22 protein-coding genes and 1 pseudogene are annotated in these 24,214 nt (G+C 71.2%); 10 read left to right on the top strand and 13 right to left on the bottom strand.

Going from position 1 to position 24,214, the window contains the following annotated elements; all coding sequences use genetic code 11:
* Positions 1-8: 8 nt before the first annotated feature.
* The 3 genes from ACFWWU_RS16055 to ACFWWU_RS16045 form a co-directional block, all read right to left on the bottom strand.
* Positions 9-2,651 (bottom strand): LuxR C-terminal-related transcriptional regulator, encoded by a 2,643-nt coding sequence (locus ACFWWU_RS16055; RefSeq protein ID WP_384144916.1) that lies wholly within the window; start codon positions 2,649-2,651, stop codon positions 9-11.
* Positions 2,652-2,750: 99 nt separating this feature from the next.
* Entirely contained in the window at positions 2,751-3,638 is an 888-nt protein-coding gene (locus ACFWWU_RS16050; protein WP_384144913.1) for an alpha/beta hydrolase family protein, read from the bottom strand.
* Between the two features lie 491 nt (positions 3,639-4,129).
* Complete coding sequence (locus ACFWWU_RS16045; protein ID WP_384144910.1) at positions 4,130-4,672, bottom strand: ArsR/SmtB family transcription factor; 543 nt, start codon at positions 4,670-4,672, stop codon at positions 4,130-4,132.
* Between the two features lie 57 nt (positions 4,673-4,729).
* On the opposite strand from ACFWWU_RS16045, the gene ACFWWU_RS16040 reads away from it, so the two are divergent.
* From ACFWWU_RS16040 to ACFWWU_RS16030, 3 genes and pseudogenes are all read left to right on the top strand, one after another.
* The gene (locus ACFWWU_RS16040; protein ID WP_384144907.1) at positions 4,730-5,635 is read left to right on the top strand and encodes a S41 family peptidase; all 906 of its coding nucleotides are present in this window, start codon (positions 4,730-4,732) and stop codon (positions 5,633-5,635) included.
* A 541-nt stretch (positions 5,636-6,176) separates the two neighbouring features.
* Positions 6,177-6,815, top strand: coding sequence for a GNAT family N-acetyltransferase (locus ACFWWU_RS16035; protein ID WP_384144904.1), 639 nt, complete (start codon positions 6,177-6,179; stop codon positions 6,813-6,815).
* A 53-nt stretch (positions 6,816-6,868) separates the two neighbouring features.
* Positions 6,869-7,799, top strand: a pseudogene (locus ACFWWU_RS16030) (IS5 family transposase); the annotation flags it as partial.
* A gap of 14 nt (positions 7,800-7,813) precedes the next feature.
* Here the strand turns inward: ACFWWU_RS16030 and ACFWWU_RS16025 are convergent.
* The 4 genes from ACFWWU_RS16025 to ACFWWU_RS16010 form a co-directional block, all read right to left on the bottom strand.
* The gene (locus ACFWWU_RS16025; protein ID WP_384144902.1) at positions 7,814-8,077 is read right to left on the bottom strand and encodes a hypothetical protein; all 264 of its coding nucleotides are present in this window, start codon (positions 8,075-8,077) and stop codon (positions 7,814-7,816) included.
* A gap of 357 nt (positions 8,078-8,434) precedes the next feature.
* Positions 8,435-8,752: a hypothetical protein gene (locus ACFWWU_RS16020; RefSeq protein ID WP_384144899.1), complete on the bottom strand. Its 318-nt coding sequence runs from the start codon at positions 8,750-8,752 to the stop codon at positions 8,435-8,437.
* A 386-nt stretch (positions 8,753-9,138) separates the two neighbouring features.
* On the bottom strand, positions 9,139-9,528 hold the full coding sequence (locus ACFWWU_RS16015; protein ID WP_384144896.1) for a VOC family protein: 390 nt from the start codon (positions 9,526-9,528) through the stop codon (positions 9,139-9,141).
* 586 nt (positions 9,529-10,114) lie between these two features.
* A complete protein-coding gene (locus tag ACFWWU_RS16010) occupies positions 10,115-10,711 on the bottom strand; it encodes a dihydrofolate reductase family protein (RefSeq protein ID WP_384144893.1) in 597 nt (198 codons plus the stop codon).
* Positions 10,712-10,862: 151 nt separating this feature from the next.
* On the opposite strand from ACFWWU_RS16010, the gene ACFWWU_RS16005 reads away from it, so the two are divergent.
* A complete protein-coding gene (locus ACFWWU_RS16005; protein WP_384144890.1) occupies positions 10,863-11,297 on the top strand; it encodes a hypothetical protein in 435 nt (144 codons plus the stop codon).
* Between the two features lie 4 nt (positions 11,298-11,301).
* Here the strand turns inward: ACFWWU_RS16005 and ACFWWU_RS16000 are convergent.
* Both ACFWWU_RS16000 and ACFWWU_RS15995 read right to left on the bottom strand, forming a co-directional pair.
* Positions 11,302-12,233 (bottom strand): IS5 family transposase gene (locus ACFWWU_RS16000; protein WP_384144887.1). Its coding sequence is split into 2 segments (ribosomal slippage): positions 11,302-11,898 and positions 11,901-12,233, totalling 930 coding nucleotides; the frame shifts between segments, so codons are not numbered across the junction.
* Positions 12,234-12,317: 84 nt separating this feature from the next.
* A complete protein-coding gene (locus ACFWWU_RS15995) occupies positions 12,318-12,854 on the bottom strand; it encodes a GNAT family N-acetyltransferase (protein ID WP_384144884.1) in 537 nt (178 codons plus the stop codon).
* Positions 12,855-13,082: 228 nt separating this feature from the next.
* Between ACFWWU_RS15995 and ACFWWU_RS15990 the strand changes: the two genes are divergently transcribed.
* The 3 genes from ACFWWU_RS15990 (at position 13,083) to ACFWWU_RS15980 (ending at position 16,664) form a co-directional block, all read left to right on the top strand.
* Complete coding sequence (locus ACFWWU_RS15990; protein WP_384144880.1) at positions 13,083-14,285, top strand: NAD(P)/FAD-dependent oxidoreductase; 1,203 nt, start codon at positions 13,083-13,085, stop codon at positions 14,283-14,285.
* Between the two features lie 257 nt (positions 14,286-14,542).
* Positions 14,543-15,577, top strand: a complete 1,035-nt coding sequence (locus ACFWWU_RS15985) for a hypothetical protein (RefSeq protein ID WP_384144877.1) — start codon at positions 14,543-14,545, stop codon at positions 15,575-15,577.
* A gap of 130 nt (positions 15,578-15,707) precedes the next feature.
* Positions 15,708-16,664: a sigma-70 family RNA polymerase sigma factor gene (locus ACFWWU_RS15980; protein WP_384144875.1), complete on the top strand. Its 957-nt coding sequence runs from the start codon at positions 15,708-15,710 to the stop codon at positions 16,662-16,664.
* A gap of 580 nt (positions 16,665-17,244) precedes the next feature.
* Here ACFWWU_RS15980 and ACFWWU_RS15975 read toward each other — a convergent pair.
* Entirely contained in the window at positions 17,245-18,501 is a 1,257-nt protein-coding gene (locus ACFWWU_RS15975; RefSeq protein WP_384144872.1) for a DUF6348 family protein, read from the bottom strand.
* A gap of 205 nt (positions 18,502-18,706) precedes the next feature.
* Here ACFWWU_RS15975 and ACFWWU_RS15970 point away from each other — a divergent pair, with 205 nt between their 5' ends.
* Positions 18,707-18,847 carry a hypothetical protein gene (locus ACFWWU_RS15970; RefSeq protein WP_384144869.1) on the top strand — a complete coding sequence of 47 codons (141 nt, stop codon included), beginning with the start codon at positions 18,707-18,709 and terminating at the stop codon, positions 18,845-18,847.
* A 75-nt stretch (positions 18,848-18,922) separates the two neighbouring features.
* A complete protein-coding gene (locus ACFWWU_RS15965) occupies positions 18,923-20,773 on the top strand; it encodes a PE-PGRS family protein (RefSeq protein ID WP_384144866.1) in 1,851 nt (616 codons plus the stop codon).
* Positions 20,774-21,171: 398 nt separating this feature from the next.
* On the opposite strand, the gene ACFWWU_RS15960 is transcribed toward ACFWWU_RS15965, so the two are convergent.
* Entirely contained in the window at positions 21,172-21,768 is a 597-nt protein-coding gene (locus ACFWWU_RS15960) for a TetR/AcrR family transcriptional regulator (protein WP_384144862.1), read from the bottom strand.
* 137 nt (positions 21,769-21,905) lie between these two features.
* Here ACFWWU_RS15960 and ACFWWU_RS15955 point away from each other — a divergent pair, with 137 nt between their 5' ends.
* Entirely contained in the window at positions 21,906-22,787 is an 882-nt protein-coding gene (locus ACFWWU_RS15955) for a TIGR03620 family F420-dependent LLM class oxidoreductase (RefSeq protein ID WP_384144859.1), read from the top strand.
* Positions 22,788-22,941: 154 nt separating this feature from the next.
* On the opposite strand, the gene ACFWWU_RS15950 is transcribed toward ACFWWU_RS15955, so the two are convergent.
* Both ACFWWU_RS15950 and ACFWWU_RS15945 read right to left on the bottom strand, forming a co-directional pair.
* Positions 22,942-23,736: an SMI1/KNR4 family protein gene (locus ACFWWU_RS15950; RefSeq protein ID WP_384144856.1), complete on the bottom strand. Its 795-nt coding sequence runs from the start codon at positions 23,734-23,736 to the stop codon at positions 22,942-22,944.
* 49 nt (positions 23,737-23,785) lie between these two features.
* The gene (locus tag ACFWWU_RS15945; protein WP_384144853.1) at positions 23,786-24,187 is read right to left on the bottom strand and encodes a hypothetical protein; all 402 of its coding nucleotides are present in this window, start codon (positions 24,185-24,187) and stop codon (positions 23,786-23,788) included.
* Between the last annotated feature and the right edge of the window lie 27 nt (positions 24,188-24,214).

Raw genomic sequence — 24,214 nt, 5'->3', positions numbered from 1 at the left:
CTGAGCGGTCAGTACAGGCCCTCCTGTGTCGAGCTCCCGGATGCGGCGCCCCACCGGCCCACCACCCCCGGGAGCTCGACACGGGAGCGGATGCCCAGCCGGGCGAAGACGCTGCGGAGGTGGTGGTCGACCGTGCGGGGGCTCAGCGCAAGGCGGTCGGCCACCTCGCGGTTGGTGGCGCCCTGCGCGACGAGGCGCGCGATGCGCTGCTGCTGGGGGGTCAGCTCCCGCGCCACCGAAGGATCCGTGGCGCCACCGGTGGCGCCACCGGTCGCGCGCAACTCGGACCGGGCGTGCTCGGCCCAGCCCTCCGCCGCCGCCCGCTCGAAGGTGACGAGGGCGTCGCGCAGCGGGCCTCGCGCGTCGCCCGGGCGACGGCGGCGCCTGAGCCACGTGCCATAGGCGAGGAGGGTGCGGGCGCGCTCGAAGTCGTTGCCACAGCTGTCGTGGCGACGGACGGCCTCGCCGAACCAGTACGCCGATTCCTCGTCCTCCGCGAGCAGTGCCCGGCAGCGGGCCAGTTGAGCGGGTGCCGGGCGGTCGATGCCCTGCGCGGCCCACACCGCGTACTCCTCGGCCGCCGCCCGGGCTTCCGTGCTCCGGCCCGACGCGACGGCCGCCTCCACGAAGCAGGGGACGGCCAGCATCCGCAGCGCGAAGTGGCCGCCCCGGGGGCCGGGCCGGACGAGGGGGACGAGCCGCGCGGTGGCCTGCGCGGCCAGCCCCCTGCCCAGTTCGTCCCGGGCCAGCGCCCACTCGGCGAGGGTGGCGGCCTGGACGAGACCGTGGGGGCGCGCCGTCGCGAGGGCGCGCCCGGCGTGCTCCCGCACCGCCTTCCCGTCGCCCGCCACCGAGGCCACGAGCGCCAGGACGGCGTGCTGGTGCGCCGCCACGTTGTCCTGGCCCGTCAGCTCCGCCGCCCGCAGCCCCTCCCGGGCGGTGCGCGCGGCCCGGCTGTACCGGCCGGCCCGGAGTTCGGCGTAGGCGAGGTGCTCCAGCGCCCGGGGCAGGAGGGCGGTACGGTCCTCGGCCCGGGCCCGGGCGAGCGCCCGGGCGTGGACCCTGGCCGCAGCGGTGGTGTCGCCGAGGACCAGCGCGGCCGAACCCGCCCGGAGCAGCAGCCGGGGATCGTCCGCGGCACCGTCCCGCGCCACCACCCGCGTCAGCGGGGCACGGGCCTCGTCCAGCCGTACGGCGAGGGCCGCGCTCAGCCCGTCGGCGAAGTCCCCCTCCGTACCCCGGACTCCCCTTCCGCCGTGCAGGGCGGCCAGGCAGCCGGCGACGTCACCCCCGGCCCAGGCCGCCTCCATCGCGAGGAACCGGGCGTCGGAGGCCTCCACGGGTGCCCGCCCCCGCAACAGCTCCGCCGCTGCCAGGAACGCCTCGTGCGCGTCCATGACCGGACCGCCCGCGAGGGCCGCCAGACCGCGTACCAGGTGGGAGCGGCCACGGACCAGCGGTGTGAGGGCGCGGACGGCGGCGGGCGGGCCCAGGCGGTCGGCGCGGTGGCCCTCGCTCCGGGCGAGCGCGGTGTCCGTGGTCCGGCCCGGTGACGGGTCGGCCTCCTGCCCCGGCGCCGAGGCGAGCAGGGCCCGACCGAGGAACGAGTCCTCGAATCGGAGCCTGGCGCCGCTCCTGTGCAGCAGCCCGTCCGCGATCAGGCCGTCGAGCGGCTCGACCGAAGTGCGGGCGGCCCGCGCCCCGGCGAGGACGGCGTCGATGCCGATCCCGTCCGTCGGCGCGTCCGGTCCTCCGGATCCCGTGCGGGCCGACAGGGCCACCACGGCGAGCAGGCGGCGGGAGTCCGCGGGGAGGCGGCCCATGAGGCCCCCGTACACCTCGGCGAGCACGGCGCCGTCCGCCGCCGGCCGCGGCAGGGGCGTGGTTCCCGCGAGGTGGGCGGGGGAGAGGCGCCGTACGGTCGCGGTCAGCACACCCGGGTGCCCCGCCGCCTCGTCGAGCAACCGCCCCTCCACCCACGGGGCCGGGGGCACCGGGCACACGTCGCTCAGGAGGGCCCGTCCACCGGCCGGGGTCAGCCGGCCGAGGCGGACGGTCTCCGCCGCCGGCACATCGGGGAGACGATGGTGTCGGGCGGCCGACAGCAGCCAGCCCACCCGTACCCGCCCGCCGGGACCGCGACGGTCGGGCTCCTGCCAGGACGCGGTGAGCGCGGCCCGCGAATGGGCGTCCCACAGATGCAGGTCGTCCAGACAGATCAGCACCGAGCGCCGCGACCCGGACCCAGGATCGGTGCCGGTGCCGGTGCCGGTGCCGGTGCCGGTGCCGGTGCCGGAGGCGGAGTCGGCTAGGAGGCCGGCCACGGTCGCACCGAGCCCGTCCCCGACCCGCGCGCGCCGCAGCGCCCTGCGCCCCGCCGACGGGGTGGCGGCCAGGGCGGCGAACAGGGCACGCGCTCCGCTCCACGGCGCGCGATGCCCGGGCGCGGCGATCCGGTACGCCGTGCCGGGGAAGTCGGCGGCTGCCCGGGCGAGCAGCACGGTGCGCCCCTCGCCGGGATCCCCGATGAGGAAGAGGACGCCTCCGGTCCCGGTCTCGACTCGGGCCGCCAGACGGGCCACGGCGGCGAGTTCGGTCGTGCGGTCGTACAGCCGCGGGCTCGGGGCGGCGGCTTGGCTCGCTCCGCTCACGGCGGTCACGTTACCGACCCGTATGGGACGCGGGAAGGCTCCCGGGTCTGGGCGAGGGCCCAGACCCGGGAGCACCGTTCTGTGATGGTGCACAGAGCGTCAGGAACCGAGGGGGCAGGTGCCGCGGTACTCGTCGATCGTCAGGCTGGGCCGCGGCAGCGGGCAGAGGAACTGGTCATAGCGGGTGTCGTCGTCGATGAACCGCTTGAGCCACGACAGGCTGTACTTGGCGATCGTCGTGTCCGAGGTGTTCGGGGTGAAGTGCGTGGCGCCGTTGAGCTCCAGGTACGCCTTGTCGAGCGAACCGGGCAGGCTCTCGTAGAAGGGCTCCGAGTGGGTGGCGACGGGGGCGACCGTGTCGCCGTCCGCGCCGATCACGAGGGTCGGCGTGCTGATCTCCGGCCAGCTCTTGTCCGTGTTCCAGCCGGTGAGCGGAACAGCGGCCTTGAGGGACGGCCGGCTCTTGGCGGCTTCGAGGGTTCCGCCGCCGCCCATGGAGTGACCCATCACGCCGAGGCGCGTCGCGTCGACGCGGCCTCGTACGGCGCTGCGCTGGGTCAGGTAGTCGAGCGCGGCCAGGAGCTGGCGTCCGCGGCTGCCCGGCTGGTCGAGCGTGGTGAGGGTGTCGATGGTGAACACGACGAAGCCCTGCGACGCCAGACGCGGCCCGAGCCAGGCGATGGAGGACTGAGTCGCGGTGAACCCCGGGGAGATCGCGATCGCACCGAACGTGCCGTCGCTCGTGGACGTCGGGTAGTAGATGGTGCCGCCGCCGAAACCGGTGACGGCGAGGGAGGAGACACCGGTCTCGGCGACGGAGTACGAGCCGCGCAGCGCCTCGATGCTCGCATTGGTCGGCGCGGGACCGCGCTCGTACGGGTTGGCGGCGGTGGCGGCGCCCGCGGCGGTGTCCGCGGCCTGGACGCCGGGGGCGAGGAGCAGGGTGAGGCAGGCGGCGGCCAGGGCCGCGGCGAAGTGTCGTGTCACGACGGAGTCGTCCTCTCGTGTCGTGGGGCGGCCGCCACCGGGGGAGCGGAGTGGCGGACGCGCCGTGAACTGGCTCGGCCACTATCGGGTCGGCGCTCCGCACGGGCATCGGCAGAATCACCGGTCTCCGCGAGCACAACCCGATGAAGATCTCCGGATCCTGCCGTGAGCGGGTCTCCCCACCCTTCGCCGCCGTGTACGCATCTCCCATGGCACGTGAGAGGGAAGGCCGTTCAGGCCCTCGCAGCAGACTGATGCCGGTCGCGCACCGCTCCGGTTTTACGGAACCGCACGTTGCAGACTCTGAATCTGCTGCGGGAAGGGTGGCCGGCACCCGACCTCGACGGGAGTCCGGGTCCGGATGGCCTGGCTGACCGGCAGCCCGCCTGGATCCTGAGCCCTTTCCCACCTCAGGTCGAGGCGTGGTGAAGGACGACGACGGCCTTCACTGCCGTGGTACCGGGTGGCGGTCAGGCCATGAGGTGGTACCGCTAGGCGGAGCCGGTGGTGCTGGTCGGCAGGGCATGCTGATAGAGCGCCACCAACACACCGTGCAGGGGCTGGTCCTCTGCGTCTTCCTCGGCCTCGTCGACCAGTTTGGCGAGGGCCTCGCCGAGTTCTCTTGCCGTCGCGGGGCTGAGACGCAGGTGGCGCAGTGTCAGGTGGGTCTCGGCGGGAGAGCGGTCGAGTTCCTGGGCGACCGCGGCGAGCATCGCGGCGGTGCCTGCGGCTTGGGGTTCGGCGACGACCATGTGGCGGGCCGTGCGCTGGTAATACTGCTCGGTGCCGCCGCGGACCTGGCGCGTCTCGGCGATGTGGATCAGCCCGGCTTCGCGGAGCACTTTGAGGTGGTGGGCCACGTTGCCCTTCTTCGCGTCGAGCTGCGCCGCAAGCTGGGTGGTGGTGGCAGGCCGGTGGCCCAGGGCGAAGAGCAACCGCTGACGCAACGGGTGGGCGAGCGCCGCGAACTGCTCGGGCGCGCCGATCTCCAGGACGTCCTCAGGGGGCTGCGGATAGGGAGGCTGATCACGCATACCGAAAGTGTCTAAACTCTTTGACGCTTTGGCAAGGGTGGTGCTCTACTCCGTGCCATGACGACTCCAACGAAGCTTCCCCTGGCCCCTGTCATCGACGAGACAGCCCGGCTGCTGACCGAACACTACGTTTTCCCCGAGATGGCCGAGCAGCTCGCCGGCCTGCTGCAACGACGCCTCGCCGAGGGCGCCTACGACGTCGACGACGCCGAGGAGCTCGCCCGGCTGGTCACCGCGGACCTGCAGTCCGTCAACGGCGACCGACACCTGAGACTCAAGCACCACGCCGACCCGGTGTCCCCGAAGCAGGGGGCGGCCACCCTGGACGCCATGCGACGGGACTTCGACACCTCGCTGGGCGGTGTGCCCCGGGTGCAGTTGCTCGACGGAGGGGTCGCCGTGGTGGAGCTGGCACCGATGCTGTTTCCGCTGGAGTGGGCCGCCGAACCGCTGAGCGCCGCGCTCACCCTGGCCTCCCGCGCCCAGGCGCTGATCGTGGACCTTCGCGCCAACCGGGGCGGCGACCCGGACGCGGTCGCCTTCGTCTGCAGCTATCTACTCGACGAGCGCACCCACCTCAACACCATGCAGTGGCGCAGCGGCGAGCGCAGCGAGCAGTCCTGGAGCCTGCCGCACGTTCCCGGTGCGCGCTTCGGCGGCAGCAAGCCGTTGTACGTGCTGTCCAGCGACAGCACCTTCTCCGCCGCTGAGGAGCTGGCGTACGACCTCCAGCAGCTCGGCCGCGCCGTAGTCGTCGGCGAGCCCACCCGCGGCGGCGCACACCCGTGCAAGGGCTGGACCGTGCACCCACACCTGGAAGTCACCGTCCCCATGGGCCGCGCCATCAACCCCGTCTCCCGTACGAACTGGGAGGGCACCGGTGTGCAGCCGGACATCCCGTGCGCTGCCGATGTCTCCCTCGACCGCGCTCACGCGCTGGCCCTCGCCCGACTGGCAGGCTGACCCAGTCCAGCTCATCGACTGGCGGATGTGGCCCCGGATACCTCCCGGCAGGCCGAGGAACGTGCCGTACTCGAAGAGGTGGCCCGGCGGGATGCAACGCAGGCGTCTCCACCTGGGCCCGGACGGGACCGGGATCGAAGCCGTCGGTGGGTGACTGGAGCACGCGCCCTTCTCCGCATGCCACGCCACATACGAACCAAGGAGTGCTGTCGACTTGCACGGTGCCGTCGCCTCGGTCGAGAGCCCACAGACTCTCCACCGAGGCGGGAGTCTCCCGCCGGATGTGCGCCGAGCGCCCGCAGGCGACGTGGGTCCGCTCCGGCGCCATCCCGGCCGACCCCGATGTCTTCGCCCGCGACGCCTTCCATCCCCCTGCCCCGGCTACCGCCGCTGGGCCCGATCGGTCGCGGACCACCTATCTCCGTGATCGCCGCGCGCAACATCACTTTCACGAGCCCGGCCCGCGTGAAGCCCTGCCCTCCCTGGGCGTGGCCATCTGATCACGAACGGGCCGAGTCGCAATCGAGGGGACGACAGGGACATGGACCAGACACTCGCCGAGATCCTGCAAGCCGCGTCGCAGGGGAAGTTCCCGCCACCGGACGGAGGCACGACAGTGGTGGCGCAACCAAGCCGTCGCGACGCAGGGGTGATTGCGTTCACCGCACACTCCGTGGTGTTCACCGACGAGGACCCGGAGTGGGTGCGGGCAACGCTGGCTTCCGTGGACTGCGACGAGCTGGCCGCCACCATGAACCCGCGCTTCCTGGCAGCGCTCCTGAGCCGTACGGGCAGGTCGAACGACACGATCGACCTGCTCACGGTCGCCACCCCGCTGCCGGGCGAGCCGCCACTGGACCTCAAGGAAATCGCCGACCCGGACCATCCACGGGTGGTGAGGGCGCGCAAGCGCCGTGACGGCGTGCGCGTGTGGGCCACCGCCGGCGGAGTGCTCGTACTCGGCCGGGGAGTGGCGGGCCGCTGGGAGACGGCGATCGAGGTGGATGAGGAGATACGCCACCGCGGCCTGGGCCGAGCACTGGCTACTGCCGCCCGCCATCTCGTACCCGGCGGAGAACCGGTCTGGTCGCAGCAGGCCGCCGGGAACGCCCGCAGCATCCGCGCCTTCCAGGCCGCGGGATACCGGCCGGTCGGCGCCGAGGCGCTGCTCATCGCCTAGGAGTTGTCCGGCCGATCATGTGACTACTCGGTGCCCGTGTCGTTGATGTGGACATGGGGCGGGGTGACCTGACGGATGCCGAGTGGGAACGGCTGCAGCCGTTTCTGCCGGTCAGTAACGGTCGTTGCGGCCGGTGGCGGGATCATCGGCAGGTGATCAACGGCATTCTGCACCGTGTGCGGACCGGAGTGCAGTGGCGCGACCTGCCCGAGCGGTTCGGCCCGTGGAAGACCGTCTACGAACGCCATCGGCTGTGGTCGGGCGACGGCACCTGGGAACGTCTGCTCCACCAGGTCCAGGCCGCGGCTGACGCTGCGGGTGAAATCGACTGGGACATCTCGGTGGATTCCACCATCGTCCGCGCGCATCAGCATGCGGCCGGTGCCCGCACCGATCTGCCGCCAGTACCCGCTTCAAAGGGGGCCGAAGTGGTGGAACACCAGGACGAGACGCCGTGGCAGAGCCTCGTCGGCCGACTGGTGGAGGTGGTGCTGGAGGTGAGGGCCTGGGCCGCTCGCGCGGCGGGTTCACCAGCAAGCTCCACCTGAGTGCGGATGGCCGCTGCCGCCCGCTGTCCTGATCGTCACCCCCGGTCAGCGTGCGGACTGCACCCAGTTCAAACCGGTTCTGGAGAAGATCCGCGTCCCCAGACTCGGCCCAGGCAGGCCCCGCACGAAGCCGGACAGCCTCGCAGCCGACAAGGCCTACAGCAATGGCCCCTGTCGCGAGTACCTGCGGCGCCGGGGCATCCGACATACGATCCCGGAGAAGACCGACAGCCAGGCAGCCCGTCTGCGCAAAGGGTCACGCGGGGGACGACCACCGGGATTCGACGAGGAGCGGTACAAGAAGCGCAACACCGTCGAGCGGGCAATCAACCGCTTGAAACAGTCCCGAGCGGTGGCCACTCGCTAGGACAAGCGCGGCTACGTCTTCCTCGGCACCGCGACGGCGGCAGCCCTTGTCATCTGGCTCCGGACCTGACGATCGCACACAGCTCAGAGACCACCCTCTGCCGGCCGCTGGTGTCCACACGGCACCGGGCCGCCGTTCTTGTCGAAGACTTCGGCGTCATTACCCGAGTTCACCCACACCGTGACGCCCTGGTCATGCACGACCACGTTGAACGGCGACTGCTCCGGCTCCGACTCGGTCACCACGGTGAACTCTTCACCCGGACGCATCCAGTGATCGGTACCCCACGGCTCGACCCACAGGCAGAGCATGCTGCTGGTCTCGTTACTCACGCTTGTCTTGGACACGCTCGCACCCTAACCAGCAACATGATCGGCCGGACAAGTCCTAGAGGTTGGCCCGTTTCTCGCCTTATCCCCTCGGACTAGGTTGCGGCGGCCCCGCTTGGTTCCTGAACGCGGTCAGTCCTTCCACTGTCCGGCCCGGCAGTGTCCGGGCGAAACTCACCTCGCCTCCCCGCCCTGGCGCCATCGTGGGACCAGCGTGGCGGCGAGGTACTCGCGCCGCAGCGCCGGCTCACGGCCTCCATGGGTCCACTCGATGCTGGGGTGCGAAAACTTCCGAGCCTGTGCCACGAGCGGCGAGACGCTACATCAGACACGACACTCCTCGGGCCCCTCCGATCAGGCTGGAGTAGGGCGGTGTTACAGGAGCCGCCAGACAGCACCAAGCTCCGCCAGTTGCGCTCGCAGCACCCCTCGTTGCTCCTCCAGCTCCAGCGAGGTCGGGGAGAGGAGATAGATGTTGTCCCGGTAGAGGCGGAACCCGATGCGCTCCCAGCCCTGAGAGATCTTGGCATTCACTCGGTCCCACTCGGCCTGGTCCCTCAGGCGGCTGCCGCGAAGGTCTGTGACGCCAGGTGAGCACGCGACCGCCCGACAGCCGGCCATGAGACGGTGAACGACCTCCACTGCGAGGACGGCGCCCAGGCCGTGACCACGCCACTGCTTGTCCAGGGTCACCCGATCCATGACCAGCAGGGCGGATGTAGGGAGCGCTAGTGCCGCGTCAGGCAACCTTCGCCCGTCAAGGAGCGGCGTTCAGGGCCCCTCCTGCCCGATGGCGGGCAAGGAGGGCGCGTGCCGGGCGTCGCGACAGGGCGAAGGTTGCCTGACGCGGCACTAGGTTCCCTCCCGGGCACCTGCCGGGCCATGATCGCCGACGTGATCAGCGAACCCTACGGACCGGGCGGCCCGCTACGCCGGGAGCAGAGCCTGCCCACCGGCGAGCCACGGGAGTACCGGCACTCCCCCTTGTACGCGATGCCTCTGGCGCCTGGACACCGACCCGGCCGACTTCTCCGACGACGAGATGGAGATGCTGCGACGCACTGACCCCGTGGGCGTAGTTACGAGGTCCAGCCGCCGTACGGCACGGTAATGAGTTCCATGGCGTGGCCCGCCGGGTCCATGAAGTACACGCCGCGGCCACCGTCGTTGTGGTTGACCGCACCGGGCTGCTTGCGCTGGGGATCGGCGTAGTGCTCCGTGCCGCGCTGTCGGATCCGCGCGTACGCCGCGTCGAACTCTTCCTCGGAGATCAAGAAGGCGTAGTGCTGCGGCGTGATGCTCTCGGCGGGGACTGTGGCGAAGTCCAGTGTGACACCGTTTCCCAGACCCACTGCGATGAACGGGCCCCACTCGGTGGTGATCTCGAGATCGAGCAGTTCCGCGAAGAACTCAGCGGACTCCCGGTTGTCCCGGGCATGGACGATCGTGTGGTTCAACTCAACTGGCAAGGAATGCCTCCGAAGGCATGTCCTGACACCTCCATGCCTCACCCAGCCGGTGACCGACACGCGATGTCGTCGAAGACCCTAGCCCCGCCAACGCTGTAGATCAACCGTCATTTGACGATGCTCTGGCGCCGGACGCTGCTGACGAGAGCAGTCAAGCTCCGGCCAGCCGCCTTACCCCTCCAGCCAGCCCGGTGTCGGCATCTCATCACGGACCGCCGCCCACTGGGCATCCGTCATATCCGAGTTGTAGACCGGGGCCCCTCCGGCTGATCGGCCGCGTTCCCCAACCGATGAGCGAGGCAATCGCACGCCGAGCGCGCCGAGTTGAACTCCAGGGACGTAACCGCGTACACCTGCGACATCTGGGGCCTCCGGACGCACGGGCTGGACTCAACATCCCCCGTGCTGCACCGGAGGCCCCGTATTCATGCGCTCCGCGACCGGAGATCAGCCAAGGCCCGATGTCCGGTCAGAACCGCATCCATGATCGAGAGGAATACGGCGTCTAACGAGCGGCGGCGTCGGCCGTACCGCGCAAGGGGAGCGCGCCGCGCGTACGCCCGAGAACCACCTGCACGAGCCGCGATCAGCCGTTAACGCGCGTGTAGGTGAGGAACACCGCGCCGCCCTTGAGGACGGTGTGGTCGGCGAGCGTCCAAGTGCGCGGATCGAAAGCAGCCTTGCGGGAGAACAGCGGGATCCCGTCGCCAATGGTCAGCGGGCCGATCTTGAGGATCAGCGTATCGATCTCGGCGTACAGGGAGCCCGCCAGCTCGGCGCCGCCGATCAGCCAGATGTCCTTGCCGTCCTGCTGCTTGAGCTCCCGTACGGTCGCCACCGGGTCGTCGGCGACCAGTTCAACAGCCGGGTCCGGGCTCTCGGTCAGGGTCCGGGAAAATACCAGGTGACGCAGGTGGGGGTAGGCGTCTGTGATTCCGGCCGCAAGACCGATCTCGTAGCTGCGCCGCCCCTCGAGCACGGTGTCGAAGTGCGTGCCCTCTGCCGTGACGGACAGTGCTTGCCGGACATGGACGGGCAGCGTCTCCGGGTACTCGGCCACGAGGTGCTGGATGTAGTCCTCCGGTATGGGCCAGAAGCCGCTCGGACCCGTGGGGTCCGCGCCGTCCGGGCCCGCGATGAAGCCATCGAGAGTGGTGGCGATGTAGTGGACGAGTCTGCGCATGCCAGTTCCCTTCTTTCAGTCCGCTGTCGCGGTGCGGCCCGGGCCGCCGGTTGGCGTGCCAGGATGCGAGGCCGCTGAGTGATCATGACACCCGACCGACCAGGACATGTCCGGCCGATCATCGTCGTGGGCAGTCGGGCATGATGCCCGGGTGAGCATCATCGTCAAGTTCTTCGTGGCGCCGGACGACACGTCAGCAGGTCTGTCCCTCCAGACCGGGCCGGGACAGGCATTCGAGTCGCTGTCCTTCGGCAACTTCGATCCCGAAGAGGCCGTGATCGAGTGGGAATGTCTTATGGCCGGCGGCAGCTACGAGGAACTGGTCGAAGCCGGAGAACCTCGCATCGTCGCCGGCCATGACGCCGACGGGTGCGTCGTCTTCGCGATCTCGCCTCGCCTGTCCGCTGCACTCGCGAACGCCGAGCACTCCAGGTTGCGTGACATCGCTGCCTCGTGGGCTCAGCTGCGTGCGGAGGACGGCGAGGTCTTCGACACGGAGATCGCCGACGCGATCGTGGGTGATTTGGCTGCTCTCGTCAGCAGCGCCCGACGTCAGGGCCAGGGCGTCTACTGCTGGGTCGCGTAGGAGTTCATGTTCGGAGCCAGATCGCGACGGCCGCCGCGGTGGCGGTGCCGAGGAAGACGTATCCGCGCTTGTCGTAGCGAGTCGCGACCGCCCGGGACTGTTTCAGGCGGTTGATCGCCCGTTCGACGGTGTTGCGCTTCTTGTAGCGGTCCTCGTCGAAGCCGGGTGGCCGTCCGCCGCGTGAGCCTTTACGTAGACGCGCGATCTGGCTGTCGGTCTTCTCCGGGATGGTGTGGCGGATTCCCCGTCGTCGCAGGTACTCGCGGATGGGGCCGTTGCTGTAAGCCTTGTCGGCCGCGAGGCTGCCTGGCTTCTTGCGCGGCCGTCCCAGACCAGGTCTGGGCACTCGGATCTTCTCCAACACCAACGTGAACTGGGTGCAGTCCGCCCGCTGACCTGGAGTGACGAGCAGGGACAGCGGGCGGCAACGCCCGTCCGCGCTCAGGTGGAGCTTGCTGGTGAACCCGCCGCGCGAGCGGCCCAGACCCTCACCTCCAGCACCACCTCCACCAGGCGGCCGACGAGACTCTGCCACAGTGCCTCGTCCTGGTGTTCCACCTCGTCGGCCCCCTTTGAGGCAGGTTCCGGCGGTGGAACGGTGCGGGCGCCAGCCGCATGCTGATGCGCGCGGACGATGGTGGAGTCCACCGAGACGTCCCAGTCGAGCTCGCCTGCGGCATCGGCTGCGGCCTGGACCTGCTGAAGCAGACGTTCCCAGGTGCCGTCGCCCGACCACAGGCGGTGGCGCTCGTAGACCGTCTTCCAAGGGCCAAATCGTTCGGGCAGGTCACGCCACTGAACCCCGGTCCGCGCCCGGTGCAGAATCCCGTCAATCACCTGCCGATGATCCCGCCACCGGCCACAACGCCCGTTGCTGACTGGCAGGAACGGCCGCAGCCGTTCCCACTCGGCATCCGTCAGGTCGCCCCGCCCCATGTCCACATCAACGACTCGGGAGCGGAGTAGTCACATGATCGGCCGGACAAGTCCTAGCGCCGGTTCGGGTCGTGCGGGGGGCCGTCACATCGGGAGGGAGAGGAGTCGCACAGGCTCCGCAGGCCAGTACGCGTCGTCACGCAGGGGCGTCACCATGGTCCGCAGCGGCATGGTCACCACGCGGGTCCCGGGCTGTTCGACGCGTACGTCCTGGTCGAGCGGATGCCACCCGAGGCGCCGGTACAGCGGCACGAGGGGAGGCCGACAGAACAGGAGCGCATGGTGGGGACCCATCGTGCGCGCGTGGTCGAGTGCCGCTGCGACGACGAGCCGAGCCAGACCATGACCTCGCATGTCGGGTGCGACGGCCACTCCGCCGACGCCCACCACCTCCGTCTCGGTGGTGCCGATCGCAACAGGCAGCCGTAGCAGGCCAGCGTGGGCCACAAGCCGCTCGCCGTACCTGACACCGAAGTGCTCGTCCTTGGGCAGCCAGGTCAAGCCGGCCGCGGCAACGCCGAAGGGATCGTCACCGCCGCCGAGAATCTCTTCCTGCTCCGCTTTCGTGTACCGAGGAAGCCGTACTACGGCCGGTGCTGCAGAGGATGGGTTCTCAGGCATCCCCACATGATGATCTCTTGTCCGCGGCGTGGCCAAGCGCTCGGTAGTTACTCGTACGGGCCCGCCGTCACTCGCCACCGTCCACCCGCTGATGACCCGGGCCGACATCGCGGTCGTGCGAACCACCCAAGATGAATGTGACCCACATCACATCTGGTGCCTGTCAGGAATCGAGGCGCTGCTCCGCTCAAGTCACCGAGAGCCAAGCGAACCGACAGGAGCAACACCATGAAGCACCGCATCGTCGTCCTCGGCGCCGGCTACGCCGGGGCCTACGCGGCCGGGACCCTGGCCCGCCGGCTGTCCCCGGCGGACACCGAGGTCACCGTGGTCAACGCCGAGCCGGACTTCGTCCAGCGGCTGCGGCTGCACCAGCTCGCGGCCGGTCAGGAGATCGAGGCTCCCCAGCTCGCCGACGTCTTCGCGGGCACGGAGATACGGCTGCGCCTGGCCCGTGTCACCGCCGTCGACCCAGACCGCCAGGTCGTCACTGTGGCCGACGCCGACGGCGGCGGCGAACTCGGTTACGACACGCTCGTGTACGCGCTCGGCAGCCACGGTGACGACCGCGGCGTCCCCGGCGTGGCCCAGCACGCCTTCGACGTCGCCGCCCGGCCCTCCGCGCTGCGCCTGCGCGAGCGCCTGGACAGCATGGAGAAGCGGGGCGAAGGCGTGAATGTGCTGGTCGTCGGCGACGGGTTGACCGGCATCGAGACCGCCACCGAGATCGCCGAATCCCGACCCGGCCTGTCGGTGGCGCTGGTCGCCCGCGGAGAGCTGGGCGCCCAGCTCTCCGCCGGAGGCCGCGGCCACCTGCGTCAGGTCTGCGACCGGCTGGGCGTCACCGTCCTGGAGCACACCGGCGTCGAAGCCGTCGAAGCGACGCGGGTGCTGTGTGCCGACGGCACCGCCCTGGCGGCCGACGCGACCGTGTGGACGGCCGGGTTCGCGGTCAGCTCCATCGCCACCGCCGGCGGGTTCGAGGTCACTGAAAACGGTCGGATCGTGGTCGATCGCACCATGCGGTCGGTCTCGCACCCGAACGTCTACGCCGTCGGCGACAGCGGCTACGTCATCGGCGACAACGGCCGTCCGCTGCCGATGTCCTGCGCCTCGGCCGGCTACACCGGCCGGCAGGCCGTGGACGCGATCGTCGGGCGCCTGACCGGCAGCAAGATCGCGAGCACCACGCTGGAGTACCTGGGCAACCACATCAGCCTCGGGCGGCGGGACGGGATCCTGCAGATGGTCGACGACGAAGGGCAGGCGAAGCCGAAGTACATGGGCGGCCGGAAGGCGGCCCGGATCAAGGCAGCCATCGTCTGGATGTCGCTGTGGGCCACCTCGCACCCGACTTTCGGCCTGCCCAAGCGCAAGCACCACCTGGCCACCGTGCCGAAGACGTCCGCTGCCGAGAAGACGGCCGCGTAGCCGCCAGGTCGCGCTTCACGATCTTGCGCCACTCGACGCCGTGGCCACCGGCGAATCCACCGTGGCGAACGGCGAACGGCGAACGGCAAACGGCAAACGGCAAACGGCCCTCAGCCCCCGCCCGTCCTGGCAGTCCGTGTCGAGAAGGCCCGCATCAGCGGCTTCCGCTGCGTCCGCAATCCGGAAAGAACCGACCCGCGTCGAGCCCGGAGCCCCGCTCACCCGGCGAAGAACTCCCTCCTCTGAAGGAGTAAGGAATGTCCCCTCAGGTCGCGCCCCCAGGCAACGCGTCGCCCTCCCCCTGGCCGACCGTGGCCAGGGCAGTCGCCTTGCTCACGGTGAGCGTCAGCCTGCTGCTCACCGCCTTCGCCTGGCCGTCGGTACGCTCATCGGTGCACGATGTGCCGATCGCCGTCGCCGGCCCCGCCCCCGCCGTCAAGCGGATCACGTCCGTCCTCGACCAACGCCTTCCCGACGGCTTCGAGGTCACCGAGGTCGCCGACACCGCCGCCGCCGAACAGCTGATCCGCGACCGCGAGGTGTACGGGGCGATCGACCTCAGCTCCGGCACCCCACAGGTCATCACCGCATCCGCCGGAAGTGCCGCCGTCGCCCAGACCCTGAACAGCATCGCGGCCGGCCTCGGCCAGGCGCAGGGAACCGGCACCGCGGACGCCACCCGCGACCTCGCCCCGCTGCCGGCCGACGACCCGCGCGGCGCCGGACTGGCCGCCGGGGCCCTGCCGTTGGTCATGGGCGGCCTGATCGCCGCCCTGCTGCTGACCAGGCTCGTCCGCGGCAGCGCCCGCCGCGTCACCGGAGCGCTCGCCTTCGCCGTCACCGGCGGACTGGCCGTGGCGGCGATCCTGCAGTTCTGGTTCGGCTCGCTCGACGGCTCGTTCGCCGCCAACACCGGGGCCGTCGCCCTGACCATCGCGGCCATCGCCCTGACCATCCTCGGTCTCGAGTCACTGCTCGGGTACGTCGGCTTCGGCCTCGGCGCCGCCACCATGATGCTCATCGGCAACCCCCTGTCGGGCACCGCGACCGCACCCGAGATGCTGCCCGGCCGGTCCGGCACCCTCGGCCAACTGCTACCGCCCGGGGCCGGCGGCCAACTGCTGCGCTCCACAGGCTTCTTCGACGGCCACGGCGCCACCCACTCCGCCACCGTCCTGGCGACGTGGCTCACGCTCGGTCTGGTGCTGTGCCTGGCCGGCAACCTGCGCCACCGCCCCGCCGCCACCGTCCAAGACACGGCCGCGCAACCGGCCACGCACGCGACGGTCTGACCCCCACAGCACCCGCCGGCTCAGGCACGACCGACCTCTCTCCCCCCACCGAATCGGCGCGCAACACCCCACCCCCACAGGGAAAACCCTCCGAGGCGAGCCTTCCGCCACACCACTTAGGGTGGTCCGCATGGACAGCACCGCCACTGATCGATTCGACACCAGCCGGTTCGAGGCCGGCCGGAACCGGCTGGCCTCGCTGGCGTACCGACTGCTGGGCTCCGCCGTCGACGCCGAAGACGCGGTGCAGGACGCGTTCCTGCACTGGCAGGCCGCGGACCGGCAGCTAATCAAGGTGCCGGAGGCATGGCTGACCAAGGTCGTCACCAACCTGTGCCTGGACCGGCTCCGCTCGGCACAGGCCCGCCGCGAGCGTACCGCCGGCGCCTGGATGCCCGAACCGCTCCTCGACGGAGACGCGTTGCTCGGCCCGGCCGACACGTTCGAGCAGCGCGAATCGGTCTCCCTGGCCTTGCTGACACTCATGGAGCGCCTGTCCCCCCTGGAGCGGGCCGTCTACGTCCTGCGCGAAGCGTTCTCCTACAGCCACGCCGAGATCGCCGAGATCCTCGACATCACCGAATCCGCGAGCCAGCAGCACCTCCACCGGGCCCGGCGCCGCATCACCACCGCGCGCCGCGGCGACGGCGAAGTCGACCCGGCGTCCGCCCGCAGGATCGTCGAGGAATTCCTCGCCGCGGCCGCCTCGGGTCGCACCGAGCGGCTGGTGGCGCTGCTCACCGATGACGCGACCGCGATCTCGGACGGCGCAGGCGGCCTGGCCGAGAAGCTGCTGCGGTACGACACTCCGCAGCGCATCGCCGCCGTCGTACGGGCCGGCTTCAAGCCCACACCCGCGAAGCGGCGACTGGCAGGCGGCACACCGGCCATCCACTACGCCGTCGTCAACGGCGCCCCCGCCATCCTGTTCGTCCTCGGCGATCAGATCATCGGCGCCGTGACGTTCGACATCGCAGGCGGCAGGATCGCGACCGTGCGCGGCATCTCCGCCCCCACCCGCCTCGTCCGCCTCACCGAAGCCTGGCGGCAGCACGAACCGGAGGCGCCGCTCATCGCCCAGTGGTGACCCGACGCCGACCGCGGCCGACCGCAGCACCCGCGCTGCGCATCAATCCCGACAAGCTCAGCGACCTCGGCCAGGTCGCCGACGCCTGGGCCGCCAACCAGGAAGGGACGGCCTGCCGCGTCCCCGTCCTCTCGCCCGCCCTGCTGATCGAACGCCTCACCTTCGCCCCAGCGGGCCGTACCGTCGAATTCGTCCACTCTGGCTTTGTCGCCGAGAGCCAGCAGCGCTTGTCGGTCAGCGCCGAGAGCGGTCCGCCGGTGCCAGGATCCGTGTTGCCGAGTCCTGGAAGCGCGTCGGTACTTGCGCCTCCCGGTCTCGTGTGCAGGTCGGATTGTTCAGGCGGGTTCTCTGGTAGGCAAGGTGCACAGTGCTCGGGCCAGTCGGTCGCTCTGGGCTCGGGTGCTGCCGCGGGCGGGCGGATGCCGCACCGGGGACTACCGGGCTCGTCGCAGTGCAGGATGCAGCCCGAGCAGTGCGCCTGGTTCGCCGCCGTATACGCGCCCACTGCACCGCCATCACCATCCTGCGCACCGACGGGTGGACGTCGCCACGGTGCACTGGCTGGGGCACCTGGCGGTGATCAGGAGCGGAACGGCCCGGGGTTGCGGTCGCCGAGTACGAACGCGGCCGGCCAGCTCTCGCGCAGGATCCGGGCCAGCAGCGGGTGCTCGGAGTCGAGAACCTCGCTGGGCCGGATCGAGCCGTCCGCCGCCTCCCGCTGCCCGCCGAGGAGGACGGGTGCCTGGAGCAGCTCCTCGCCCCACGGCTCGATGGCGTTGCCGAACAGGCCCTCGAAGCGGTGACCCTCCAAGGCGCCGTCGTGCACCCGGCGGGTGTAGTCCTCGATCACCTCGGCGGCCAGGCGCACCCAGGCCAGGTGGACCACGGTGCGGCCGTCGTCGAGGCGGATCGGCAGCCGGACCTTGAGGAAGTTGCCGACACCTTGAGCGACCATCACTGCGCCCGTATCGGCGGTGACCCGCTCCGCCCGCTCGGCCGGGGAGAGTTCGGCGATCAGGTGGGGGAGAGGGTGGGCAAAGCCGGGGTGCTCCGGGTCCAAGGTGCCGCCGCAGTCGCACCCGCACCCGCCGGCCCCGTGGTCCTGCCGCTCCTGGCCGGAGCCGACGGGCAGCACCAGCGTGAAGGACCGCGCGACGGTGAAGACTGTCGGCTCGGGCAGGCCGAGCGCGGCCAGCGCTGCGGAGGCGGTCTCGTGTCGCTCGCCGTTGACCCGCACCTCGGCTTCCACGGCGCCTGGGGCACCGCCGTAGAAGACCCGGACACCGTTGAACCGGGGCGACTCCAGGTCGGCAGTGAAGGTGTGGGCGATCTCGCGGAGCACGTCCGCCTCCAGCAGCGCGTTTTGGAGGCGGAGGTTCTCCCGGTCGGAGAGCCCGTAGGCCAGCACGCCCGAGCTGATGGACCGCCACCCCGGCACACCCTGCTCATCATCGGGGCCCCAGTGCTCGGCGAGCTCCTCCTGCTCGTAGAGCAGCTCGAGCAGGCAGGCGCCTGCCGAACGGGCCCAGAGGCCGGCTGCGTCGCGCGCAGTGGTGACGACCACGACGCAGTCCACGAAGCAGGGCACGTCGGGCTGGATGCTCACGTCCGGGAAGGCGATCAGGTCGTAGTGCCAGTCGTCCCCGTGCCCCGCCGGTCCGACGGCGACGGCCCAACCGTGCGGGCTTTCCAGCGAGTTGCCCTTGAGTTCGGCGCCCGCCGTACAGCCGGGGGCGACCTCCTCCAGGGCGTCGCGGATCAAGGAGAGGAAGTCGAGATCGGGCAGTCGGCCCTCGGGGGGCTCGGTGGTGCGCGGGCGGCGGCGTATCCAGGACATGCGGGGATCATACGGAGGCGGTGCCGGTGAGCCACCTGGATCTCCGTTCCAGGGCACGCGCGGTGCCGGCGGTAGCGGCGGAGAGCCTGCCGCGCCGAGCCGTCGGTGAGCGGAGCCTCGCTCAGGCGCTGCTACTTCTCACCGACATCGCACACGGCCGTGATCGGGAAGTGGTCTTGGAATCCGACGACACATGCTCTCGGTTGTGGTCTACACAGCCATCCACTCGGTGTACCGGGGCGACCGCTACCGCATCGTCTCCCGGCTCGCCCTCCACGACGGCGCGGCCGACCACCCGGCGGCGGACGCCGCGCGTGCCGGGGCGTGGTGGGGGACGGTGGTGTGACGTGAGGCAGGGGTACGGGCGCGGGGCCGCCCCCGCCCCGGCGTCACACCCGCGCGCTCGGGCAGGATGGCACCCATGAGGCCGAGGCGAGGACGTACGAGGGCGGAACTGGTCGCACTGCTGGGCCGGGCCGGCCTGGAGGTCGTGGGGCAGTGGGGCGCGGAGAACGTCCTTGCACCCGCGGCCGCCTGGCGGCGCGTCGCCTCGTACGAGACCGTGCCGACCGCCACCGTCCGCGACGACCGGCCGGACCTCGTCGCCGCACTCAACACCCAGTGGCACCGTCTCGCGCGCGAGCACGGAGTCATCGACGAGAAGGGCGAGTTCCTCATCCACGTCGGGGACGACGACGCCTGGGCCAGGGTCCGCCTCGCCCCCGCCTGGGACCTCGCGGGCGTCCTCGGTGACCGTCCAGGACAGCCCGAGTTCGTCACCCTCTCCGTGGACGGGGACGCACTGCTGGGTGTGACCTGCGAGGAGTACGAGGTCTGGCTCGTCGCCGTCGTGGGGGTCCGGGAGCGGCGCGAGGGGGAAGCGCGGGCGGCCGCACGGGAGTCCGCTGAGGAGCGCGAGGCCGCGTGGGAGGGACTGCGCGGCGCCCGGCTCCGGCCCACGAGGCGGCTGTGGGGGACGTGGGTGGATTGGCTGGGCTTCAACGACGCCGCGAGCGACGAGGTGCTGATCCGGCTGCTCGACCTGGGAGCCGGCTACGTCCCGCACCGCACGCTCTCCGCCGCCGTCCTCGACGCGGCGATCGCCCACCCCGACCGACAGCTCCGTGCCGAGGTCGCCAAGCACCAGCGCTCCCTGACCCCGGAACAGTGGACCGCCCTGATCCTGAGCGAGGAGAGCCCGGCCCGGCGCGCCCTGCTCGCCGCGACCGCCGCCACGCGCGGTGGCCTGACGCAGGCCGGCCACGAACGGATCGCCGCCGATCCGTCCCTACGCAACGGCGACGGCAGCGAGGGGTGTCACGCCGTCCACCCGCTGGACGTGGCCTCCTACCAGGCCCTCGCCGCGCACGAGGACCCGCACACCCGCCAGGCCCTGGCCGCCGACCCGCTCGCGCCCCCCGAGGTGCTCGCCCTCCTCGCCGGCGACGAGAACGAGGACGTACGGCGGACCCTCGCCACCCACCCCCGTCTGCCGCCCGACGTCCTCGCCGCGCTCGCGGCGGACGAAAGGGAGGCGGTACGCCGGGCGGCATCCGTCCACCCCGAACTCTCCGAGGCGCAGCGGGCAGAATGCCTGGTGGGCCTCGACCTCGACGGCATGCGGTACGACGTGCCCTGGGTACGCGACCTCCACGCCGACCCGGAGGCGATGCGCCGGATCGCCGCCTCCTGCCACCCGCTGCTGCGCTGCACCGTCGCCCGAGCCCGGCACCTCCCGCCGGACGTCGTCGAACGTCTCGCGCGGGACGAGGACAGGGTCGTACGCCTCTTCCTCGCGGAGTCCTGCGACGACGCGCCGGCCGACATGCTCCTGGAGGTCTGGCAGTGGTGGAACGGCAGCTTCAGTTCACCCGGGCGCCCACGCACCCACCCCAACTTCCCGCGCACCGGCCTGCTCCCGTACGCGACCGACCCGCATCCGCGCCTGCGTCAACTGGCCCTGGACGACCCGGAATCCACCCCCGATCTGGTGGAACGGTTCAGCCGGGACGAGGACGGGGAGGTCCGGCTGCGGGCCGCCACCGACCCCCGGCTCTCGGCGGCCTCGGCGGTCCGGCTGCTCGACGACGGGAGCGCGGCGGTCCGGTGCGCGGCGGCCCGTCACCCCGCGCTGCCCGCCCGGTACGTGGTCCGCGCCCTCCGTGACCGCGAGCTCGGGAGACATGCCGTCATGAACCCGGCGCTGCCCGAGTCCGTGATGCACTGGATGATCGACATTGCCCTGGCGGGGCTGGAGGAATCCGGAACGTGACCCCAGAAGGCGCCAGCCCCAGCCCCCGCCCCCAACCGCAGCCCCAGCCATGAACGTGCAGTAGCCGCGCCCCGGCCTACGGCTTCGTTCGGCCACCAGCCGGGTGAACTCCCCGATCGCCTCGTCGTTACGGCCGGCCCGCGCGGCGAACGCCTCCGGGACCTGTTCGTTGTCTCACGCATCGACCACGAGTCCGGCCGCATCCGCGGGGTCCTGGACGGAGTGCTGCGGGAGATCGACATGCGGACTCGTGGAAGCGCTACCGGCACGCGGCCTGGAGGCGCGAATGCAGGACCACGCGAATGCGACGACGCCGCGGCTGCCTACGAAGAGGTGGCGCCGGCACGACCTGTGCGAGGGGTGCGAGAGCCCAGGGGGCGCCCAGCGAGAGAAATGCGCTACCAGTCCTCGCTTGGCGTGTCGAAGGATCGCGCCCGCCCTGTCCCGTGCGGGCACACCCCGTCGATGACGAGCGTCAGGAGGCGTTCGGTCTCGGCGGCGCCGTCGCTGTCGAGTTCGGTGGCCAGCGCGATGGCTCCGACGAGTTTGAGCAGTCGGGTGATGGTGACGTCGGGGCGCACGGCGTGCGCCTGGTGAGCGCGCGCGAGTAGTTCGCCGCCGGCGTTCACGATCATCGTGTGGCAGGTGTCCTCGAACGTCGGATCGCCGGCGTCGGTGCCGGGCATCAGGGATGCCCCCAGACCCTTGTTGGTGACGGCGTGTGCGCCGACGGCGTGGAGCCAGATGACGAGGGCGGCGCCCGGATCGGGCTCGGCGGCCAGGTCGTGCGCCTTGGTGCACAGGGCCTCAACCCGGTCTTTGAAGACGGCCTCCAGCAGCGCCTGCCGGGAAGGGAAGTGCCGGTGCAGTGTGGCTGAGCCGACCCCGGCGTGCCGGGCGATCTCCTCCAGAGAGGCTTCGGTGCCGTGCTGGGCAATAGCAGCCCCGGCAGCAGCCAGGATTCGGTCGTAGTTGCGCCGCGCGTCGGCGCGCATGGGCCGCCTGGGCGAGGACGGCACTGCCGCGTCTCGGGGCACGGGATCTCCTGACTGCTTGCTAACCGGGGTGGCCCTCCATGTGCAGCCCAGATCACGGCGTTCCTGGACACCCAGGGCGCAGAGGGACGTGACGCGTGAGCGGCCGGCGGCCCCACCTCGGGCGCATCGGGATCTGGTCAGGCGAACTCGACAACTGCACAGCGGCCGGTCTCCGCGAGGCCGTGACCACGATCGAGGACCTGGGCTTCGGCGCCTTGTGGTTCCCCGAGACAGCCGGGCGGGAAGCGATGGCACAGGCCGGGATCCTGTTGTCACAGACCCGGCGGATCGTAGTGGCAGCCGGCAGCGCGGACATCTACGCGCGCGACGCGGTGACGGCCGCCGCCGCACAACGCACTCTGGAGGAGGCATTCCCCGGACGCTTCCTGCTCGGCCGGTGGGACAGCCACCCCAGCCTCGCCGAAGATGTCCGCGGCCACCGTTTCGGCCCCCCGGTGCCCACCATGCGCGCCTACCTCGACGCGCTGGACGCCGCCCCCTTCGGGCCGCCCGCCACGGCGGCCTCGCCCCACCGGGTACTCGCGGCCCTGGACCCCGGCATGCTCACACTCGCTGCCGAACGGGCCTGGGGTGCAAGTCCGTTGGGCATGCCGGTCGCACACACCCGCGACGCCAGGGCTGTGCTCGGACCCACCGCGCTCCTGGCCGTCACCCAGCTGTGCGTGCTGGGCCCGGACCGCTCGCACACCACCGCACTGGCCCGCACCACGGCGGCGGCCGCCCTGCCCAACCGCCGCGCTCTGCTGCGCGCCCTGGGGTACGAGGACGTGGACTTGCTCGGCGACCGACTCGTCGACGCGATCGTGGCCCACGGCCCCGCCGAGGACATCGCCCGCCGCGTCCACGAGCACCTTGACGCCGGTGCCGACCACGTCAGCCTCCATCTCCTCACCACCGCACCCCACACCCCTCCCACGCGGCAGTGGCAGGAGCTCGCGGCATATCTCCTGCCTTGAGCGGCGCGGCCCTTTCGCCGAGCAGCAGAGGATGATGCCTTGCCTGCCGTCATCTCTCTTTGACCTGGAGCTGTCCGAGTTGTCTGTCGACGGCGCGGAATCCCCTTCTCACCGCGCCACCCCCGATGTCGAGGGGGCCGTCGGCTCTGGTCGCCTACTGGTTGAGGATCTGCGCGAGGGGCAGGAACCGGGCCCTGTCCTCAGGGTCGACGATCTCGTCGATGTCGGTGAAGTAGAACGACGTCGTCGTACCGGCCACCACATCGAGGACGAACTGGCTGCACGACGCCTGGTGGGCCTCCCAGAGGGGTCCGCGCCCCTCGTTGAGGACGACGGTCCATTCCTCCGGCTCGACGCCGGGCCGGACCAGCCAGTACAGAACGTGTCCCGCGCCTTCCACGTACCCCCAGGGCACCAGCCTCACGCCGTCCTCGTCGAGTTGCGACGGCTTCTCCTCGCCCAGGGCCCAGAGATCGGCGAGGTCCTCCTCGCGCTCCGCGGTCTGGACGACCAGGTCGTACATCGCATCGGGGCAGCCCGGTTCCAGGAGCCAGAGCACCTCCCCGAAGACCCCGCAGCCGTACGTCTGGACGAGCTGCTTGTAGTCGCCCGGCAGCACGACGCCCAACGCCTCCTCGACGGCGTCCCACTTGACGGCCCGGCCGCTGCCGGGCGGCGGCGGGCAGAGTCGTTCCAGGGGTTTCGTATGGCGCAGGCTCCGGGCGATCCGGATGTCGCTCGACAGCGCACTGAGCCGAGGCGGGGTCCTGCCGGCGTCCAGCACCACGGCCCGCATACGGTCACCTACGGCGGCACCGGGTGCGTCCGACCACCAGGAGGGGTGTTTGGCCTGGTCGATGAAGCCCTCGTACCCGTCCACGCGCACCGCGGTCCCGACCGGTGCCACGGCAGTGACGACCACGTCGTACTCGTGATGATCAGCAAGCATGACGTCCACTCTGCACCACGCCGACGGGGGCGCGGGCGCGCCGCCACCCCTACTGAGGCGGCGCGCTCGCCACGATCTCGGGGTTCACCGTGTCGAAGTACACGTGGTCCGTCGTCGGGGAAAGATGGAACCGGCCGACGTAGAGCGACTTGGTGATGTGCCGGTCGTAACGGACGCTCCCCACCCACCCGGCGCCCTCGGGCAGGAACTCCGTCAGCTCCTCCGGAGCGTGAGAGGGACCGGCGGGCTCGAAGGCGTACACCGGCTTGCCGACGATGGACTCGACAGCCCCGGCGGGCAGGCGTGCGACCCCGACCACACGGATCTGCGGATCCTGGTCCGGAAGCCACTCGCGCCCCGAGTCGTTCGGGTTGTAGGCGAGCCAGTGGGGGTCGGACAGCCGACCGATCGCGCGGAACCGGCGCTGAAGCGGAGCGAGATCGGTGTTCACTTCCCGGAGCTCCGGTCCAGCGCCGTC

Source organism: Streptomyces sp. NPDC058650 (assembly GCF_042717315.1).
Classification (GTDB): Bacteria; Actinomycetota; Actinomycetes; order Streptomycetales; family Streptomycetaceae; genus Streptomyces.
The sequence above is the reverse complement of the archived record's forward strand: the minus strand, read 5'-3'. Positions and strand labels throughout refer to the sequence as shown.

Bases quoted from the DNA above. Each gene is read 5' to 3' on its own strand.
- ACFWWU_RS16045 (WP_384144910.1), bottom strand. From the start codon at position 4,672: ATGCGTGATCAGCCTCCCTATCCGCAGCCCCCTGAGGACGTCCTGGAG.
- ACFWWU_RS16040 (WP_384144907.1), top strand. From the start codon at position 4,730: ATGACGACTCCAACGAAGCTTCCCCTGGCCCCTGTCATCGACGAGACA.
- ACFWWU_RS16035 (WP_384144904.1), top strand. From the start codon at position 6,177: ATGGACCAGACACTCGCCGAGATCCTGCAAGCCGCGTCGCAGGGGAAG.
- ACFWWU_RS16010 (WP_384144893.1), bottom strand. From the start codon at position 10,711: ATGCGCAGACTCGTCCACTACATCGCCACCACTCTCGATGGCTTCATC.
- ACFWWU_RS15995 (WP_384144884.1), bottom strand. From the start codon at position 12,854: ATGCCTGAGAACCCATCCTCTGCAGCACCGGCCGTAGTACGGCTTCCT.
- ACFWWU_RS15990 (WP_384144880.1), top strand. From the start codon at position 13,083: ATGAAGCACCGCATCGTCGTCCTCGGCGCCGGCTACGCCGGGGCCTAC.
- ACFWWU_RS15985 (WP_384144877.1), top strand. From the start codon at position 14,543: ATGTCCCCTCAGGTCGCGCCCCCAGGCAACGCGTCGCCCTCCCCCTGG.
- ACFWWU_RS15980 (WP_384144875.1), top strand. From the start codon at position 15,708: ATGGACAGCACCGCCACTGATCGATTCGACACCAGCCGGTTCGAGGCC.
- ACFWWU_RS15975 (WP_384144872.1), bottom strand. From the start codon at position 18,501: ATGTCCTGGATACGCCGCCGCCCGCGCACCACCGAGCCCCCCGAGGGC.
- ACFWWU_RS15965 (WP_384144866.1), top strand. From the start codon at position 18,923: ATGAGGCCGAGGCGAGGACGTACGAGGGCGGAACTGGTCGCACTGCTG.
- ACFWWU_RS15960 (WP_384144862.1), bottom strand. From the start codon at position 21,768: ATGCGCGCCGACGCGCGGCGCAACTACGACCGAATCCTGGCTGCTGCC.
- ACFWWU_RS15950 (WP_384144856.1), bottom strand. From the start codon at position 23,736: ATGCTTGCTGATCATCACGAGTACGACGTGGTCGTCACTGCCGTGGCA.